Below are 17148 nucleotides of genomic sequence, written 5' to 3'. Positions count from 1 at the left end.
TCAGGTGGGCAAGGGGCCCCAACGCGAGCCCGACGAGGTGAGCCTCGGCCATCCGACGGGGGCGCCGCCGCGCGCGCGCGTCGATGTCGTCGCCGCGCGGATGTCGCCCAATCAGCCCGCCAACGCCGTCGCCTCGATCTCCACTGCCACGCCATGACTGAGTGCGGGCACCGGCACGACAGCGCGTGCAGGCTTCGCATCGCCGGCCCACGCGGCGTAGACCTCGTTGAACGGCCCCCAGTCGTCGACGTTCGTGATGTACACGCGCACTTGCACCAAGCGGTCGATGCGCGTGCCGCACGCGGCAAGAATGGTCGCGACGTTATCCAGCGCCTGTTTCGCCTGTACCGCGAAGGGCTCGCCGGCAAGGCGTTCGCCTTGCGGCGTGATCGGCAATTGCCCCGACACGAAGACGAACCCGCCAGCCCGGACCCCATGCGAGTAATGACCGCGCGGCGGTTGCAACGCCGCCACGTTCACGGCCTCGATGCCATCGGCGGGCGTGCTCATACGGTCTCCCCAAGCGTCAGTTTGGCAAAGCGCGTCATATCGACGTTGCCGCCCGACAGGATCACGCCGACGCGCTTGCCACGGATATCGAGCTTGCCTTGCAGCGCCGCGGCCGCCGCGAGGCAACCGGTCGGCTCGACCACGATCTTCATGCGACTGGCGAAGAACTGCATCGTCTGCACGAGTTCGTCGTCGGTCACGGTCACGATGTCGTCGACGAGCGAGCGAATCACGGGGAACGTGTATTCGCCGAGGTGCTGCGTTTGCGCGCCGTCGGCAATCGTGCGCGGCGTCTCGATGTGCACGATTTTTCCCGAGCGAAAGCTCTGCTGGCCGTCGTTGCCGGCGGCCGGTTCCACCCCGTAGATCTCGATGTCCGGATGCAACGCGCGTGCCGCGACGGCGCTGCCCGCGAGTAGTCCACCACCGCCAAGACACACGACGAGGGTGTCCAGCTCCCCGGCGTCCTCGATCAGTTCCTTGGCCGCCGTGCCCTGGCCGGCCATCACGTGGGGATGGTCGTACGGCGGGATCAGCGTCATGCCGCGTTCTTGCGCGAGACGCTTGGCAAGCGCTTCGCGATCCTCCTGGTAACGGTCGAACAGAATTACTTCCGCGCCGTAACCGCGCGTGGCGTCGATCTTCATCTGCGGTGCGTCCTGGGGCATCAGAATGACAGCCGGCACGCCGAGTTCGCGCGCGGAGAGCGCAATCGCCTGCGCATGGTTGCCCGACGAGAACGCCAGCACGCCGCCGCGCTTTTGCTCGGCCGTGAACTGCGAGATCGCGTTATACGCCCCGCGGAACTTGAACGCGCCCATGCGCTGGAGGTTCTCGGCCTTGAAGAACAGACGGGCGCCGGTCATGGCGTCGGCGGTGCGCGACGTCAGCACGGGCGTGCGATGTGCCGCTTCTCGAATCCGGTCGTGGGCGGCGACGATGTCGCCATAGGTAATCGCCAGCGAAGGAGTTGTCATGATGAGCCTTTCGTGTCGCAGAGATAGGTGTAGACGGTCGAGCGCGCGACGCCCAGCACACGCGCCACTTCGGCGTGGGCGTGGCGCAGGTCGAGCAGGCCGCGGGCCTCGATGAGGCGGATGGCTTCGCGGCGCTGGGCGAGCGTCAGGCCCTGTGGCGTGGTGTTGCGCTGCGCGGCAAAGTCGGTAATGAGCGGGACGATGTCGTCGAGCCGACGCGTCGCAAGCGTTTCGCGCACGGGCGTCGGGGCATGATTCGGCACGCTCACCAATTGCTGCACGCTGGCGGCGGCCGCCGCGAGCATCGAGATGTCCATGTTCAGGCAGATGGCCGCGACATACTCGCCACGGCTGTTCTTCAACCCGATCGACGTGCTCTTGGCCGGGCGTCCGTCCGGAAAGCGGTTCGCGTAGTTCGCGATGACTTCGGGAAACGCCGGATCGGCGATGCGTGCGAGGCCCATCTCCGTGACGGCGTCGCCGGGTTCGCGCCCCGACAGATTGTTGGCGATTGCCACGATGGCATGGTCCGGATCGGTCAGGTCGTGCAACACCACTTCGACAAGCGGTGCGAACGTCTGACCGAGCGCTTCGATGATCTTGCGACCCTCACGCAGGAGCAGCGTGTTCTCGTCCAACTTGCCCGAGGCGGGCGATTTCGCGGATTTCATGATTTGACATTATGTCATTGGGTGACGAAATGTCAAATTGACGATAAAAAAGGCGGCCCGATGCCCGCCGGTTTCCCGACGAAGACAGCGGGCCGTTCGGGCGCCGGGGCGGTGCTCAAACGAGCTGCTTTTCCGCCAGTTCGCTCTTGAGATAGCCGTAATAGATGGGTGCCGCGACCAGTCCGGGCAACCCGAACGCGGCTTCCATGACGAGCATGGCGAGCAGCAGCTCCCAGGCGCGCGACTGGATCTGTGTGCCGACGATGCGGGCATTCAGAAAGTATTCGAGCTTGTGGATCACGATCAGGAAGGTCAGGGCGGCGATGGCCACGTACAACGAGACCGACAGGCCCAACACCACGATGAACGTGTTCGAGATCAGATTGCCCACGACCGGGAGCAGGCCGACGGCGAACGTCACCACGATCATCGTCTTGCGCAGCGGCAGATGAACGTCGAACAGCGGCAACACGCCAATCAGGAAGATCGCGGTAAAGAGCGTGTTGATCGCCGAGATCTTGACCTGGGCGAACACGATGCGGCGAAACGCATCGCCAAACAGCGTGACGCGGCGCGAGAGCGCGGCCGAGAGCGGGCGCATGGTGTGTACGGGCCGGATCGACGAGAGGGCCACGAGGGCACCGAGCACGAGCCCCACGATGATGTGCACCATCGCATTGAGGGCTTCCTTGCCGACGAGCGACATCTCCTGGGTGTGGTCTTTCAGGTAGCCGGTGATCGACTGGTGGATGTCGTCGCTGTCGGCCGGCAGGCGTGCCGTGAGCCAGGCGGGCAACTGCGCACGTGCCTGTTCGACCACATCCATCATCTTGCCGTTGAGGTGTTGCAGATGCCCGGCATCGCTGCGGAAGAAGGTGATGATGCCGAAGATGATGGCAGTCATCAGCGCGACGATCACCGCCGAGAGCAGGGCGACGGCGACCAGCCGGGCGCGCTCGCTGGAGATGCGCAGTTGCAGGCGCGGCCCGAGCACGTGCACGAGCTGATAGACGACCGTCCCTGCGAGCACCACCGAGAGCAGGTGGATGCTGAGAATCAGCCAAAGGGCCAGGGCGGCGGCGCCATAGCTCGCCAGTTCGATCCAGGCATCCCGATCCGGATGCCAGCCAGAGCGCGGTTCCATGCAATGACGTCCTTGTAAAAACACGCGGTCGCGACGGCACAGGCGGCGCTCGCCCGTGCCGTCACGAACCGCCAGCCCGAACGGGGCGCTTACTTCCCTCGCGCGAGCAGCGGGGCGAGGTACTTGCCGGTGAAGCTGGCCTTGTTCGCCGCCACTTGCTCGGGCGTGCCCTGCGCAATGATCTGCCCACCGCCCGCGCCGCCTTCCGGCCCGAGATCGATCACCCAATCCGCCGTTTTGATCACGTCGAGATTGTGCTCGATGATGACCACGGTGTTGCCTTGATCGCGCAAACGGTGAATCACCGTGAGCAGCAGCTCGATATCGTGAAAGTGCAGCCCGGTCGTCGGTTCGTCAAGGATGTAGAGCGTTCGGCCCGTGTCGCGCTTCGAGAGTTCTAGCGAAAGCTTCACGCGCTGCGCCTCGCCGCCCGAGAGCGTGGTGGCCGACTGGCCGAGGCGAATGTAGCCCAGGCCCACGTCGAGCAGCGTGCGCAGCTTGCGCGCGACCACCGGCACCGGCTTGAAGAACTCGTGCGCCTGCTCGACCGTCATGTCGAGCACCTCCGAGATGTTGCGGCCCTTGTACTGCATTTCGAGCGTCTCGCGGTTGTAGCGCTTGCCGTGGCAGACATCGCAAGGCACATACACGTCGGGCAGGAAGTGCATCTCGACCTTGATGACGCCGTCGCCCTGACAGGCTTCACAGCGTCCGCCCTTCACGTTGAACGAGAAACGGCCCGGATCGTAACCGCGCTCCTTGGCCGCGGGCACGCCGGCGAAGAGTTCGCGGATCGGCGTGAACAGCCCCGTGTAGGTGGCCGGGTTCGAGCGCGGCGTGCGTCCGATGGGCGATTGGTCGACGTTGATGACCTTGTCGAAGTGCTCGAGCCCTTCGATCTGGTCATACGGCGCCGGCTCGGCCGACGACCCATAGAGGTGCCGCGCGACGGCGTGATACAGGGTGTCGTTGATCAGCGTCGACTTGCCCGAGCCGGACACACCCGTCACGCAGGTGAGCAACCCGACCGGCAGATCCAGCGAGACGTTCTTGAGGTTGTTGCCCGTCGCATCGAGAATGCGCAGACGATCGTCGCTTGGGGCGTGGCGCTGCGCGGGCACTTCGATGCGCCGCGCGCCCGACAGGTACTGTCCCGTGAGCGACTCCGGCGCGCTCTCGATCTGCTCGGGACGGCCTTGGGCGATCACCATGCCGCCGTGGATGCCGGCGCCCAGTCCCATGTCGACGACGTAGTCGCTCGCGAGAATCATGTCCTCGTCGTGCTCGACCACAATCACCGAGTTGCCGAGATCGCGCAGATGTTTGAGCGTGCCGATCAGGCGATCGTTGTCGCGCTGATGCAGGCCGATGGACGGCTCGTCGAGCACGTACATCACCCCGGTGAGGCCCGAGCCGATTTGCGACGCCAGGCGTATGCGCTGTGCCTCGCCGCCCGAGAGCGTATCGGCGCTGCGTTCGAGCGAGAGGTAGTCGAGCCCGACGTTGTTCAGGAACGTGAGGCGGGCCACGATCTCCTTGACGATCTTGTCGGCGATCTCGCGCTTGGCACCGTGCAGCACCAGTTCGTGGAAGTGGCCGAGCGTTTCGCGCAGCGGCAGGTTGCCGATCTCGTAGATGGCGCGTGCCTGCGGGCCTTCGCCTACCTTGACGAAGCGCGCTTCGCGACGCAGACGGCTGCCCTCGCAATCGGGACAGGCCTGGTTGTTCTGGTACTTGGCCAGCTCCTCGCGCACGGCGACGGAATCGGTTTCGCGATAGCGTCGCTCCAGATTCGGGATGATGCCTTCGAACGCATGCTCGCGCACCGACGTGCGGCCCTTCTCGTTCACGTAGGTGAAGGGAATGGTCTGCTCGCCCGAGCCGTAGAGCACGATTTTCTGCGTGGCGTCCGGCAGTTCCTCGAACGGCGTGTCGACGTCGAAGTCGTAGAACGCCGCGAGGCTTTGCAGCATCTGGAAATAGAACTGATTGCGACGATCCCAGCCCTTGATCGCGCCCGAGGCGAGCGAGAGTGCGGGGAAGCCGACGACGCGCTTCGGATCGAAGAACGTCATCTGGCCCAGGCCGTCGCAGGTCGGGCATGCGCCCATCGGGTTGTTGAACGAGAACAGACGCGGCTCGAGTTCCTGGAGCGAGTACGAGCACACCGGGCAGGCGAACTTCGAGCTGAAGACGTGTTCCTTGTCGGTGTCCATCTCCAGCGCCATGGCCCGGCCGTCGGCCAGCCGCAGTGCCGTCTCGAACGATTCCGCCAGACGCTGCTTCAGATCGGCGCGCACCTTCACGCGGTCGATGACCACGTCGATGGAGTGCTTTTCCGTCTTCTTGAGCTTGGGCAGGGATTCGATGTCATAGACGCGCGCCGTGCCTTCGTTGGCGGCGCCGCCGCCCGAGCGGATGCGAAAGCGCACGAAGCCCTGGGCCTGCATCGTCTCGAACAGATCGGCGTGCTCGCCCTTGCGATCGACGACGACGGGCGCGAGGATCATGAGCTTGGTGTCTTCCGGCAGCGCGAGCGCGGCGTCGACCATTTGCGAGACGCTTTGCGATTCGAGCGGCAAGCCGTGGTCGGGGCAATAGGGCGTGCCTACGCGCGCGTAGAGCAGACGCAGGTAGTCGTGGATTTCCGTGACCGTGCCGACCGTCGAGCGCGGGTTGTGCGACGTGGCCTTCTGTTCGATGGAGATCGCGGGCGAGAGGCCTTCGATCAGGTCGACGTCGGGCTTTTCCATCAGTTGCAGGAACTGGCGGGCGTACGCGGACAGGCTCTCGACATAGCGACGCTGGCCTTCCGCGTAGAGCGTGTCGAAGGCGAGCGACGACTTACCGGAACCGGACAGGCCGGTGATCACCACAAGCTGGTGACGCGGCAAGTCGAGATTGACGTTCTTGAGGTTGTGGGTACGAGCCCCACGAATACGGATGGTTTCCATTCACGGTTCCGGGTCGTCGCCGAGGAAGCCGCGCGGCGAATTGTCGCGGGGCGGTTTCCGGCCCCCAAGAGTCCGAGTTTCCCGGGACGTCGCGCGGCGTCGGCGCGGCGTTGGCCGGGGTGTCGACGCCGCAGGCGGCGGGAGCGGTCGGGCGGGCCGCTGGGGGAAAATCCGGGCGGCTAAACCTGCTAATATACCTAAGTTTGGTGGCCAAGGCCGAACCGACTGACGGGTCGATTCGGGCGATACACCGGCATGGGCCGTAGGTGGGGGCGAATTGCTCGCTTTCCAGGGGGCTGGCGCCGGACCGCCGTCCAGACGGTCATCGACGCGCCCATTGGGCGGCGACGCGCCGGGCGCTGGGGCCGCAATCATCAGACGATTCCGAGGCTGCACGATGTTGCGCGCGCTTTTTCCATCTCTCAGGACGTAATGTCTACCGATTCCGTGACTTCCGCTTCCCCTGCCACGACGCGCGGCCGAGGTGGCCGCATGACCCCGCTAGAAGTGCGCGCGAGTGCATCGCTCGCGGGGATTTTTGCGCTGCGCATGCTCGGTCTGTTTCTGATCATGCCGGTTTTCTCGGTGTTCGCGCAGACGATTCCGGGCGGCAACAACACTTTTCTCGTCGGGCTGGCCATCGGCATCTATGGTCTGACGCAGTCCCTGCTCTATATTCCGTATGGCTGGGCTTCCGATCGGCTCGGACGCAAGCCTGTCATCGTGTTCGGTCTGATCGTGTTTGCGATCGGCTCGCTCGTGGCGGCGCTGGCGCACGACCTGGCGTGGATCATCGTCGGCCGGGCGATCCAGGGCGCGGGGGCCATTTCCTCGGCCGTCATGGCTTGTGTGGCGGATCTGACGAGCGAAGCCAACCGCACGAAGGCGATGGCGATGATCGGCGCCAGCATTGGCGTGTCGTTTGCGGTGGCTATCGTGTGTGCACCGTTCCTTTATCACTGGCTGGGCATGAGCGGTCTGTTCTCGGCCATCGGCATTCTGGCGGTGCTGGCGATTTTCGTGGTGGTGTGGGTCGTGCCGACGCCGCCTGCGCATCCCAAGGTGGGCCCGGCGCCGTTCTCGGAGGTGCTGCACAACCCTGAGTTGTTGCGCCTGAATTTCGGCGTGTTCGTGCTGCATGCGACGCAGACGGCGCTGTTCGTGGCGATGCCGCGCATGCTGGTGGCGGCGGGGTTGCCGGTCGCGCAGCACTGGGAGGTGTATCTGCCGGTGATGGGGTTGTCGTTCGTGGCGATGGTGCCGGCGATCATCGCGGCCGAGAAGCGGGGCAAGATGAAGGTGGTGCTGCTCTCGGCGATTGCGCTGGTGGCGGTGGCGCAGGCGGCGCTGGGCGGATTGCCGCCGACGGTGGGCGTGATTGCGTGCGTGCTGTTCGTGTACTTCCTGGGCTTCAACGTGCTGGAGGCGTCGCAGCCGTCGCTGGTGTCGAAGCTGGCGCCGGGGCAGCGCAAGGGTGCGGCGGTAGGCGTGTACAACACGACCCAGGCGCTTGGGTTGTTCTGCGGCGGGGCGATAGGGGGTTTTCTGATGACCCACTACGGTCAAAACGCAATCTTCCTGACTTGTTCAGCCGGGGCTGTCGTGTGGCTTATAATCGCCGCACCGATGAGGACGCCAGCGCCTCGTCAATCCTGATCGGATATCAGCAATACCGGAGAAAGATTTATGGCATCAGTCAACAAAGTGATCCTGGTCGGCAACCTTGGCGCCGACCCCGAAGTCCGCTACATGCCGAGCGGCGATGCGGTCGCGAACATTCGTCTGGCGACGACCGATCGATACAAGGACAAGCAGTCTGGCGAGTTCAAGGAACTGACGGAATGGCACCGCGTGTCGTTCTTCGGCCGGCTTGCGGAAATCGTCAATGAGTACCTGAAGAAGGGCTCGTCGGTGTACATCGAAGGTCGTATCCGCACGCGCAAGTATCAGGCGCAGGACGGCACCGAGCGTTACAGCACGGAAATCGTGGCAGACCAGATGCAGATGCTGGGGGGCCGTAGCGGCGGTGGCGGTGAGGGTGGCGGTGGCTACTCGCGCGGTGGCGGTGGCGGTGGCGACGAAGGCGGTGGTGGTGGCTATTCGCGCGGCGGTGGCGGTGGCGGCGGTGGCCGTCAGCAAGCACCGGCCAAGCAGTCGGGCGGCGGTTTTGACGACATGGATGACGATATTCCGTTCTAATACCCGCACTTGAGCACGTCTGGAAAGTGTAAGTCGCTGGCCCGCAACCTCCCTCGGTGCGGGCCATTTGTTTTTATGTGTGTCGCGCGCTTTCGTACTGCAGTAATGACTCTGCGGAACCGGCTAAATCGGATAGCCAAAGCACGTGCCACAGGCGCGGTTTTCATCTTCAGCGCCGGGGCTGGTGGTACGACCGCCCGTATGGGATTCCCTCTCGGATTTTCCTTTGATAAGCATCAAAGTGGTTCGTCCGTCTTCGCCTAGATTTATTTCGACAAGTGGGCGCCGAGCTTGCCAGTGTGCACCGCATCGGGATGTGGTCCTCTGTTCGGGCCACCCTCAGGCGAAACGAGATGGGGGGTTGCCATGCACGAGAGAGTTCTCATTTCACCAGTTGAATTGACACAGTTGATTCAGTCCGGGCCGGTCGTGCTCATCGATACACGAGACGCGGCGAGTTTTGCCGAAGCGCATCTGCCAGGCGCGGTGAATATCCATGAGATATTTACCTATCTGGCGACCTCAACGCCACAAGGTCTTGCCGCCTTGCGCGAAAAATTTACCGAAGCATTTGCGAAGGCCGGATTGTCCGGGAAGGAGACGGCGGTCATCTACGAACAGTCGATGACAACTGGATTTGGCCAATCCTGCCGGGGGTATGTCCTGCTTCGTTATCTCGGCTATCCGCGTGACAAAATCAAGGTACTGCACGGTGGTTACAGTGCATGGCGTGCCGCTGGGCTGCCAAGCACGACGGAAGTGCCTTCGCCGACGCCCGCCGAGTTTCCCGCAGACACGAGCGCAAGCCGCATCCTTGTCGACCTGGCGGGGATGAAGGACGCCGTTGCAGACCCGCACATCGTGAAGCTCGATGTGCGCGACGTCGATGAATGGATTGCCGAAAGCTCGTCACCTTATGGCAAGGACTTTTGCCCCCGAAAGGGCCGCATTCCCGGCTCGGTCTGGCTAGAGTGGTATCGAATGATGAAACCGACCCCCACTGGTCAGATGTTCAAATCGCCCGCAGAGATTCTTGCCGAGTGTGCGACCGTGGGGATTGGTCGCGATACGCCCGTTGTTGTGTTTTGCTTCAAAGGGGCGCGAGCCTCCAACACATTTGTTGCACTGGAGGAGGCTGGTATCAAGGACGTGCGCCTTTACCTCGGCTCGTGGAATGAATGGTCAAGGGATCCATCGCTGCCCATTGACGAGGGGTTGCCGTACTAGATCCGTGCCCCACGCACCGCAGCGGCATCGGCCGATGCCAGCGCAATTTACACGTCGGCACCCCCCGCCCCGCGCAAGCTGCGCATCGTCATCTGCGCTGTCTCGTGACGTTCTTCATCCCGAGCGGTGGCGGTCACTGGGCCGTGCAAGGTCCGTTCGTGGTGCCGGCCGCCGTGGCGCTGCATGCCTCGGTGCCCGCCACGACCATGGCGGTGGCGATGGGCGAGCAGGTCTCCAACATGATGCAACCGTTCTGGGCCGCCCCCGTCGTGGCGATGGCCGGCATTGGCGCGCAACGCGTGCTCGGATTTACGGTCGTGACCTTCCTCGTCGGGCTCGTGATCTACGGCGCCGCCATGCTGTTCCTGGTGTAACCCACATCACAATATGAACGCAGACTCCTCGATGGAATCCACCGCAGCGGGGCAAGGCCCGGCGAGTGCCGCACCGCCCATATCGCTCAAGCAGCGCTGGTGGGCCGTCTTCGACACGCCCATCGGTCTGGGCGGCACGGGCGACGTCGCGATCCTGACCGCAGCGGACCGGATGTCGCTGATGCCGTTCGCGCAGATCGCCACGCGCATTGGGGGCGCTGTCACGGTCATCGTTGAGGAGGATGGCTACCGCATGACTGCCGACTGACTACCGATCGCCATGTCCCATGGCGTCGGTAGCCGTGCCGGAGGCGATCGGCCGCGAACCGATCGCCGCCCCCAGCGCGATCAGTCCGGGCAGCATGACGGCCCATCCCGCGCCAATCAGGGCGAACGCTCGCCAGAAGTCGATGAACGTGACGGCCCCCAAAGCCGCCCCAGCGCGAAACGACAGCGGGCCACCCACCGCGCCAAGCACGGCGCACAGGAACCAGCGACGGCGCAGCGACGCGAAGACGGCATTGACCTGCAAGGCGAAAAGCGCCCAGAGCCCGGCCATCCAGTAAGGCGCGTATCCGGCGACAAGCACGCCATTGGGGTAGGCGATCCAGCCGGTGCGAAAAACGACGCACTCCCATCCGAAACCCAGCACCGTGACGACGACGAGAAACGCAGCCTCGCGAAGTGGCCGCCGGACCAGACACAGATGACCCGCCGACATCGCCGCCACGAGCGCAACGCCGATCCATCCGTCTGCCCTGGCGGCGCTAAGCACGCACGTGAACCATCCCACCTGGCCGAGCGCGAGATAAAGCAGGCCCAGGTGGCGACTGACAAGCGCTGGGTCACGCTGTCGCAATGCCACGGCCGATCATGGGCTTTCGCCCAGCAAATGTCTGCGAAGCGAGGGCGCGCGCGTGTTCGGGTCGAGCCAGATGCCGAAGAATGCCCGCGCGAACGCCAGGTCGCGAACGTCGGCCTTCAGTGTCCCGTTCGTATAGAAACGCGCGCCCCGCCCGGGCAGATAGACGCCGCAAAGCTCGTCTCCGCGCGACACGTCGCCGAACGCCCGCTGCATGTCCTCGCGCCACGCATTGAGCGTGTCGTTCGCGATCGGACGCGGGGCCAGTCGCTGCATCTCGTCAATGCCGGTCGAAACCATGCGCTCCCCGCTCACACTTCGTTCGTATTTGAGGACGAGCGCGAAGGGCGTGTCGGCCGAGACGGGCGTCTGCGGCGACCAAAGCTCGGCCTTGTAGAGACAGAAGCCCAGCACGCAGAACTCTCCCGCGCCAACGCGATGGGCCGATGTCAATGCATCGCGACATCCCGACCATGCCGGTGACGTTGCCAGCGCGCCGACCAAACACACAATCGCGCTGGCCAGATGGCGCGCCTTCATTCGCTTTTCCCCGGTGTGGCGAAGCCCGGCTGACCGAGCTGCTCGGGAAGCTGCGGCACGCGCCGGAAACGCGTGGTGTCGTATCCCATGGCATCGAAGCGCGACAGCAGTGCGCGGTAGGTCGCGTCGTCCATTGTCGGCTCGCGCGAAAAGATCCAGCCCAACGACTTGTCGGGATAGGCGAGCAGCGTGTACCGATAATCCGGATCGACATACACGGTGAGCTGCGAGACGTAGATGGGCCAGAACAGGCGCACCCGCCACTCTCCGCCACCACTGCCCGGCACCACGCTATCGAGGAACTTGTAGTGGCGCTCCGGTTGGTCGAACCCGTCCTTGCGGCCATAGAAGTGATCGTCGATCTTGCCGTCGTCACGCAATTTCCACTCGGCGCGGCTGCCGACGAAGTCGCGTTCCGCGAAGTAGGGAATGTTGGCAATCACGTACCACTTGCCCATGTATCGCGGCAGGTCGACGGGCACCGTGTGAAGCGGGACATCAGCACGAGGGTTGGGGTTGGGCGGCGCCCCGGAGCAGCCCGTCAGCAACACGCTCGCACTGGCGAACACCGCGAGGGCAACGTTGCGACGTCTAGACAGGCCGGTAGCACACAGCGCGAGAATCAGTCCGGCGAATGCAATGACGACGGCAGGCATGGTGCGGGCTCCGTAGCGGGTTGAAAGCGGGGCACCGATGTATACGGGCGCCGTGGTCACGCGGATGCAGCGGAAACAAAAAAATCCGCCGATTTCCGTGTAGACGTGCATCCGGACGATCGCCCATCCCGTACTGACGAAGGCAAGCCCCGGGGGCATGGGCCCGCCCCGGCCTCTATTCGACAGGAAGGAAACATGACAAATGTCTCGCTCGGCGGCCTGTTGGCGGTCGCGCTCACCACCGTTGCGCTATGCGCCTGCAGCCCCGTCACCCTCGTGAATGCGCTCACGCCGCGAACGACCTATCGCGACGTCAAGGACCTGGCATACGGTTCCTCCGAGCGACAGCGGCTCGATGTCTATGTGCCGACGCATCCCGACGCAGGGGCCGGTGGCATGCCGGTCGTGGTGTTCTTCTACGGGGGAAGTTGGCAGAACGGCCAACGCGAGGATTACCGCTTTGTCGGTGAGGCGCTCGCCTCGCGTGGTTTCCTGGTGGTCGTGCCCGACTATCGAACCTATCCCGAGGTGACGTTCCCGGGGTTCATGGACGATGCCGCGATCGCGGTGCGTTGGGCGAGCGACCGAGCGCGCACGTTTGGCGGCGACCCCGAACGTCTGTTTCTCATGGGCCATTCGGCGGGCGCGCAAATGGTTGCGCTACTGGCGACCGATGCCCGCTACCTGCACGCCAACGGCATGCGCGAGTGCAATATTGCCGGCGTGATCGGTCTTGCCGGCCCCTACGATTTCCTGCCGCTCAAGAGCGCTGTGCTTCGCCGGATTTTTCCCGAGCCGGTGCGACTCGCCAGCCAGCCAATTCATTTCGTGACGGGCAGGGAGCCACCGATGTGGTTGGCCGTGGGCGACGCGGACACGGTGGTCGATCCGGGAAACACGACGCGTTTTGCCCACCGCTTGCGTGGGGCGAACGATGCGGTCGAAGTCCGGCACTACGACCTTGGACACGCGATGCTTCTGGGAACGCTTAGCGCACCGCTGCGTGGCTACGCGCCAGTGCTGGACGACATCGCTACCTTCGTGAATTCATTTCCGCAGCGTGCATCCGCTCACCCGGCTTGTTCGTAAGTAAGAGGGCTTCCGATTTGCGAAGCGCCATCAAAGAGGTGAGGAAATGAAGACTCGTTACGCCACCGGAATTGCGCCGGTGCTTGTGGCAACCTGCTTTGTATTCGGATCAACGCTCAGCGCTTGCGCGGCTTCGATGGACGGTGGTGAGAAGACGGTCATGGTCGGCGGTGCGGCGATGTACCCTTCGAAGAACATCATCCAGAACGCGGTGAACTCAAAGGACCATACGACGCTCGTCGCCGCCGTGAAGGCCGGCGGGTTGGTCGACACGCTCTCCGGTCCCGGGCCTTTCACGGTCTTCGCGCCGACCAACGAAGCCTTCGCGGCGTTGCCGGCCGGCACCGTTGACACGCTGTTGAAACCCGAGAACAAGGCAACCCTCGACAAGGTGCTCACGTATCACGTGGTGCCGGGCCGACTCACCGCGCAGGACCTGATGATGGCCGTCAAGGATGCCGGCGGGAAGGCTACGTTGAAAACCGTCGAAGGCGGGTCGCTGACCGTGACGCAAAAGGGCGACCATCTGATGGTCACGGACGACAAGGGCGGCGTGGCACACATCTCCATCAGCAACGTCATGCAATCGAATGGAGTGATTCACGTCGTGGACAAAGTGTTGATGCCTTGACGCCTTGATGCACTGATGCACTGATGTTTTCCCGGTCGTTCGCCAGGGCGCAGCGCTTCGGCGAACGATCGGGTGTCGATGCGCTCAACGCGCCACGGCGTCCATCGGTACTTCCAACCCGACCTTGACGTTGCTCATCGACACGAGCGTCTTGAAGCGTTTGACGTTGTTGCTCTCGAAGAACAGCGCACGCGTGAGTTCCGTGTACTGCGCCATGTTCTGCACGACCATGATCACCACGAAGTCGCATTCGCCCGCCACGTAATAGCATTGCTGGACCTGCGGGCAGGCAAGAAAGCTGCGCCGCATCGCATCGAGCAGGTCGAGCCGCTCGTTCTCGACTTCGATTTCAGTGATGATCGTCAGCGCGTAGCCGACGCTCGCCGGGTCTACCAGCGAGACAGTCTTGCGTGTCACACCTTCGTCGGCCAGCTTTTTCAGTCGCCGGTTCACCGCCGCTGACGACAAATTGATCTGCGCGCCGAGCGCGTGCTGAGGCGTCGTCGCGTCTTGCTGGATCGCGGCGAGCAGGGCGATGTCGTAACTGTCCAAGGTCATGTGACGCAATAAAAATTCGATTCGATCACCAAAAACGCGCAAACGCTACGCATGCTCCGGAATATTATTCAGTCAATCAGATGATACTCCGCAAGCGGTGACGCGCGAAGCCGGTCGCCGGCCTGTCCTGCCCGTGGTGCTCTCATCGCCATCTCCGCCGACACGACCGTATTGCCCTATGCCAGCCACGAATACCCCCACCGCCCTTCGTCTGAACGGTGCCGTCCTGTTGCAGCAACTGCGCGACTTGGGTGAGATCGGCATCGATCCCGTCGCGGGCGGTCGCACCCGCGTTGCGCTCACCGACGCCGAGAAGGCCGGGCGCGATCGGCTTGTCGTGTGGATGCGAGAACTCGATCTCGACGTACAGATCGATCGCATCGGCAATATCTTCGGCACGCTCGCGTCGGCCGAGAAAGACGCGTCGGGCGAGATGCTGCGCCCGCTCATGATGGGATCGCACATCGACACTGTCGTCAATGCAGGGGCGCTCGACGGGTGCTACGGCGTGCTGGGTGGCCTGGCCATCGTGCAGGCATTTCGCGAAGCGGGTCTCGTGCCGTCGCGCCCGATCACGGTCGCGGCATTCACCAACGAGGAAGGCGCGCGTTTCCATCCCGACATGATGGGGTCGCTGGTTCACGCGGGCGGCTTGCCGCTCGACGAGGCACTCGACGCCATCGGCACCGACGGTGCGCGTCTGGGCGACGAACTCGTGCGCATCGGTTACGACGGCGAGATGATCCCGGGCACCCTCGTGCCTCACGAATATCTTGAGCTGCACATCGAACAAGGCCCGATTCTCGAGGCGGAAGGGCTGGAGATCGGCGTCGTCGAAAATCTTCAAGGGATTTCGTGGCAGCAGATCACCGTGCAGGGCAATGCCAATCATGCGGGCACCACGCCCACACGTCTGCGTCACGATGCCGGTTATGTCGCCGCCGCGGCAGTCGCCGAATTGCGCCGTATCGCGCTCGACTCGGGCACGACGCTCGCGACCGTCGGCACGCTGCAGGTCGAGCCCGGCGTGATCAACGTGATTGCGCGCAAGGCCGTGTTCACGGTCGATATGCGCGATCCAAGCGAGCAGCGTCTGGCCGCGAGCGAAGCCCGCTTTTCGGCATTCCTGACGACGATTGCGCAAGACGAGGGTGTGCGCATTTCGACAGAGCGTCTGGCGCGCTTCTCTCCGGTGGTGTTCGATGCCGCACTGGCCGATGTCATTGAAGCGAGCGCCAGTCGACTGGGGCTGTCGTCCAGACGCATGACGTCGGGCGCGGGCCACGACGCGCAGATGATCGCGCGCATTGCCCCGGCCGCGATGATCTTCGTGCCGAGCCGTGGCGGCATCAGCCACAACCCGCGCGAGCACACCGACGACGAGCAATTGGTCAACGGCGCGCGCGTGCTGCTCGACGTCGTCGCCCAGCGTCTCGGCGCGCCTCGATAAGTCCGCTTCGACATCCCGAAATACCGAAATACCGAAATACCGCAACTCCGGAGCCCCCCATGCTGTATGTCAATCCTCACGCCGCCCGCGCACCGTACCCGGGCGAGCTTCAAGACATCATGAGCATCGCTCGCGCGCAAGAGAGTCGTGCGTGGCTGGCCCATTGGGACGGCCTGACGCCTGGCAGCACGCCGCTGCGCGCGCTGCCCGATCTGGCCGCGTCGCTAGGCGTGCGCAGTGTGCTCGTGAAGGACGAAGCGCTGCGCTCGACGCTTGGCAGTTTCAAGGCGCTGGGCGCGCCGATTGCGCTCGTTCGCCTGCTGTTGCGCGAGCACGCAGCGCTCGGACTCACCGCGCAATCGTTGCTGCGAGGCGAGCATCGCGACGCGCTTGTGGGCGTCACGGTCATCAGCGCGACCGATGGCAACCACGGTCGTGCGCTTGCCGCGGCGGCGCAAAGCATCGGTTGCCGTTGCGTGATCGTGCTGCACGCCCAGGTGAGTGAGGAGCGTGAACAGGCGATCGCGGCATACGGGGCCGAGATCGTGCGCGTCGAGGGAAATTACGACGCGTCGGTGGCGGCCGCGGCGTCGCTTGCCACGCGTCATGGTTGGTCTGTGGTCTCCGATACTTCCTACGAGGGCTACGAGATCATTCCGCGCGACGTCATGCAAGGTTATGGGACGCTGGCCGCCGAAGTCGATGAGGCACTGTCCATGGCAGATGCTGGCAGCGACGATGCATGCCCGCTCACGCACGTCTTCCTGCAAGGCGGCGTGGGGGGATTGGCGGCGGGTATCGTGAGCTATCTTTGGGAGCGTTGGGGTGTGTGGCGTCCCACGTTCGTGGTCGTGGAGCCGGTGCAGGCCGATTGCCTGTACCAGAGCGCCATCGCAGGCAAGGTGGCCTCAGCGTCGGGATCGGTCGATTCCGTGATGGCCGGGCTGGCGTGCGGCGAGGCGTCGCCGCTGGCGTGGCGATTCCTGCAGCCGTCGGTCGACGCGTTCATGACCGTTACCGATGCCGAGGCAGTCGAGGCGATGCGGCGCCTGGCGCGCGGCAGTGACAACGACGTACCTTTCGTTGCGGGAGAGTCTGGCGTGGCGGGCCTCGCGGGCTTGATGCAGGCGGGGGCAGCGCCGTCGCTGGCCGCGGCCATTGGCCTGAGCGCAAACGCGCGCGTCCTGCTGATCAACACGGAAGGGGCGACCGCGCCGCAGGGGTATGCGGCCCTCGTGGGTGAGCCGGCGGCGTCGGTCATGCAGCGCCAACAGGCGTGGCTGGCACGCTGATGTCGGCTCGGATC

17 protein-coding genes and 1 pseudogene are annotated in these 17148 nt (G+C 64.2%); 9 read left to right on the top strand and 9 right to left on the bottom strand.

The genetic code is table 11. The features are described 5' to 3' along the window. Window positions 1-111 precede the first annotated feature (111 nt). The 5 genes from PEP31012_RS05805 to uvrA form a co-directional block, all read right to left on the bottom strand. Window positions 112-510 (bottom strand): RidA family protein, encoded by a 399-nt coding sequence (locus PEP31012_RS05805; RefSeq protein WP_150588382.1) that lies wholly within the window; start codon window positions 508-510, stop codon window positions 112-114. After that, the gene (locus PEP31012_RS05800) at window positions 507-1487 is read right to left on the bottom strand and encodes a threo-3-hydroxy-L-aspartate ammonia-lyase (protein WP_150588381.1); all 981 of its coding nucleotides are present in this window, start codon (window positions 1485-1487) and stop codon (window positions 507-509) included. Before PEP31012_RS05800 ends, PEP31012_RS05805 begins: the two co-directional genes overlap by 4 nt. Next, entirely contained in the window at window positions 1484-2158 is a 675-nt protein-coding gene (locus PEP31012_RS05795) for a helix-turn-helix transcriptional regulator (RefSeq protein WP_150588380.1), read from the bottom strand. The genes PEP31012_RS05800 and PEP31012_RS05795 overlap by 4 nt, the downstream gene beginning before the upstream one ends. Before the next feature lie 115 nt (window positions 2159-2273). After that, on the bottom strand, window positions 2274-3302 hold the full coding sequence (locus PEP31012_RS05790; protein ID WP_150588379.1) for an AI-2E family transporter: 1029 nt from the start codon (window positions 3300-3302) through the stop codon (window positions 2274-2276). 89 nt (window positions 3303-3391) lie between these two features. Further along, on the bottom strand, window positions 3392-6256 hold the full coding sequence (uvrA, locus tag PEP31012_RS05785) for an excinuclease ABC subunit UvrA (RefSeq protein WP_150588378.1): 2865 nt from the start codon (window positions 6254-6256) through the stop codon (window positions 3392-3394). Window positions 6257-6688: 432 nt separating this feature from the next. On the opposite strand from uvrA, the gene PEP31012_RS05780 reads away from it, so the two are divergent. From PEP31012_RS05780 to PEP31012_RS05760, 5 genes and pseudogenes are all read left to right on the top strand, one after another. Beyond that, on the top strand, window positions 6689-7912 hold the full coding sequence (locus tag PEP31012_RS05780) for an MFS transporter (RefSeq protein ID WP_425494926.1): 1224 nt from the start codon (window positions 6689-6691) through the stop codon (window positions 7910-7912). Between the two features lie 30 nt (window positions 7913-7942). After that, window positions 7943-8455 (top strand): single-stranded DNA-binding protein, encoded by a 513-nt coding sequence (locus PEP31012_RS05775; protein WP_150588376.1) that lies wholly within the window; start codon window positions 7943-7945, stop codon window positions 8453-8455. A 366-nt stretch (window positions 8456-8821) separates the two neighbouring features. After that, complete coding sequence (locus PEP31012_RS05770) at window positions 8822-9682, top strand: sulfurtransferase (RefSeq protein ID WP_150588375.1); 861 nt, start codon at window positions 8822-8824, stop codon at window positions 9680-9682. Between the two features lie 104 nt (window positions 9683-9786). Then, the gene (locus tag PEP31012_RS05765) at window positions 9787-10056 is read left to right on the top strand and encodes a TIGR00366 family protein (RefSeq protein WP_425494925.1); all 270 of its coding nucleotides are present in this window, start codon (window positions 9787-9789) and stop codon (window positions 10054-10056) included. A gap of 124 nt (window positions 10057-10180) precedes the next feature. Continuing rightward, a pseudogene (locus tag PEP31012_RS05760) lies at window positions 10181-10324 on the top strand (2-hydroxycarboxylate transporter family protein); the annotation flags it as partial. Here PEP31012_RS05760 and PEP31012_RS05755 read toward each other — a convergent pair. From PEP31012_RS05755 to PEP31012_RS05745, 3 genes are read right to left on the bottom strand one after another with little or no spacing between them, the layout of a single operon-like run. Further along, window positions 10325-10921, bottom strand: coding sequence for a DUF2878 domain-containing protein (locus tag PEP31012_RS05755; protein ID WP_150588374.1), 597 nt, complete (start codon window positions 10919-10921; stop codon window positions 10325-10327). A 6-nt stretch (window positions 10922-10927) separates the two neighbouring features. After that, window positions 10928-11458 (bottom strand): chalcone isomerase family protein, encoded by a 531-nt coding sequence (locus PEP31012_RS05750; RefSeq protein WP_174978129.1) that lies wholly within the window; start codon window positions 11456-11458, stop codon window positions 10928-10930. Then, on the bottom strand, window positions 11455-12114 hold the full coding sequence (locus PEP31012_RS05745) for a lipocalin family protein (protein ID WP_246171159.1): 660 nt from the start codon (window positions 12112-12114) through the stop codon (window positions 11455-11457). Before PEP31012_RS05745 ends, PEP31012_RS05750 begins: the two co-directional genes overlap by 4 nt. A gap of 195 nt (window positions 12115-12309) precedes the next feature. On the opposite strand from PEP31012_RS05745, the gene PEP31012_RS05740 reads away from it, so the two are divergent. Continuing rightward, the gene (locus tag PEP31012_RS05740; RefSeq protein WP_150588373.1) at window positions 12310-13203 is read left to right on the top strand and encodes an alpha/beta hydrolase; all 894 of its coding nucleotides are present in this window, start codon (window positions 12310-12312) and stop codon (window positions 13201-13203) included. A gap of 46 nt (window positions 13204-13249) precedes the next feature. Beyond that, complete coding sequence (locus PEP31012_RS05735) at window positions 13250-13834, top strand: fasciclin domain-containing protein (RefSeq protein WP_150588372.1); 585 nt, start codon at window positions 13250-13252, stop codon at window positions 13832-13834. Between the two features lie 84 nt (window positions 13835-13918). Here PEP31012_RS05735 and PEP31012_RS05730 read toward each other — a convergent pair whose 3' ends face one another. Beyond that, on the bottom strand, window positions 13919-14392 hold the full coding sequence (locus PEP31012_RS05730) for an Lrp/AsnC family transcriptional regulator (protein ID WP_150588371.1): 474 nt from the start codon (window positions 14390-14392) through the stop codon (window positions 13919-13921). Between the two features lie 178 nt (window positions 14393-14570). On the opposite strand from PEP31012_RS05730, the gene PEP31012_RS05725 reads away from it, so the two are divergent. Together PEP31012_RS05725 and PEP31012_RS05720 are read left to right on the top strand one after the other, a co-directional pair. Continuing rightward, on the top strand, window positions 14571-15842 hold the full coding sequence (locus PEP31012_RS05725) for a Zn-dependent hydrolase (RefSeq protein ID WP_150588370.1): 1272 nt from the start codon (window positions 14571-14573) through the stop codon (window positions 15840-15842). A 59-nt stretch (window positions 15843-15901) separates the two neighbouring features. After that, window positions 15902-17134, top strand: coding sequence for a diaminopropionate ammonia-lyase (locus PEP31012_RS05720; protein WP_150588369.1), 1233 nt, complete (start codon window positions 15902-15904; stop codon window positions 17132-17134). Window positions 17135-17148: the final 14 nt, after the last annotated feature.

This window comes from Pandoraea eparura (assembly GCF_902459725.1).
In the GTDB taxonomy this organism is placed as follows: domain Bacteria; phylum Pseudomonadota; class Gammaproteobacteria; order Burkholderiales; family Burkholderiaceae; genus Pandoraea; species Pandoraea eparura.
Note: the sequence above shows the minus strand (reverse complement) of the source record. Positions and strands in the feature narration are given on the sequence as shown.